The sequence below is a fragment of the Flavobacterium sufflavum genome (genome assembly GCF_004016525.1).
Lineage (GTDB): Bacteria > Bacteroidota > Bacteroidia > Flavobacteriales > Flavobacteriaceae > Flavobacterium > Flavobacterium sufflavum.
Map to the genome: position 1 here is coordinate 1 of NZ_SACJ01000026.1, position 1,265 is coordinate 1,265.

At 36.0% G+C, this 1,265-nt stretch carries 1 pseudogene; it reads right to left on the minus strand.

The window, feature by feature from the left end:
- Positions 1–1,265: pseudogene (locus tag EOD40_RS18025) on the minus strand (hypothetical protein); the annotation flags it as partial.

Consider the following 1,265-nt stretch of genomic DNA (forward strand, 5'->3'; position numbering starts at 1 on the left):
TTTGTAAGTTACTACAGGAGCAGCATCACAATTATCAGTAGCCGTTAAATCAGCAGCAGTAGCAGTTGGAATCGCAGAACACTCTACAGTTACATCAGCAGGAGCATTGCTCAATACCGGAGCCGTTTTGTCTTCTATTTTTATAGTTTGATTAGCAGTAGCTTTATTTCCGCATGCATCAGTTACTGTCCAAGTTCTTGAAATAATTTTATTTCCAAGACAAGTAGGTTTTGGAGTTAAACAAACGCTTTTGAATTCAATATTACCATTGACATTAGCTTGTTTTCTGGAATAAATTAGCCAAGTACCATTCATAGATCCTGTGAAATTTTCAAAGCTTGATACGTATGATGTCAATTCAGGTATTGTATTTGTCGAACTGGTTGCTCCGTTTGGAGTGAAGTTTTGACTCACACCATCTTGAATAGAATTGTTGTTGTTCCATTTTGTATAACCAGAACTATTAGGATAAAATACAGGTAAGTATAATTCTTTTGTGCTTGGTGTTGCATCATCACATGCTCCACCTGTACAATACGGACCAACTAAAATAATTCCTTGACCATTAGGAGCAATTAAAGTAAATTCGGCTCTACCTTTTCCTTGATTTGTTTCGAATGCTAAAGCTATTTTTTCTATATTACTAGCTAATGTACCATCAAAACCTGTTATAGTAAATGGGAAATAATTACCATTTCCTGCATTGATTGATCCATTATTTGTTGAGTTACCAAAACATTCCGTATCAGAATAGCTTACTGTTGGATTTGAATCACATGCGTCGTTTATGTTGGTTACTGTACCTGTTACAGTAGGATCAGTATTTGCAATGCAATTTTCACCAGTATTTATTGTAATATTAGCAGGTACTGTAAAAGTAGGAGGTGTGATGTCCTGAACAGTTATAGTTTGACTAACAGAAGAACTATGGTTGCCACTTTCATCAGTAGCGTCCCAAGTAATTGTTCTGCTGTAAGAACCTGCACAATTTCCAGGAGTTGTTATATCCGATACTATATTAATTGTAGCAACAGAACAGTTATCAGTAGCTGTTGGAGCAGTAAATGAAGGTACCGCTGGACAGTTGATTGTTTTGTTTCCACCTGCTATAGAAATAGTTGGAGCAGTTACATCTTTTACAATTACATTTTGAGTAGCTGTTTCAGTGTTTCCATTACCGTCATTGAAAGTCCAGGTAATTACGTGAGTTCCTTGAGTTGTATAAGTTAACGGATCAGTAGTTGTTCCTGTGATAGTTCCTTTAC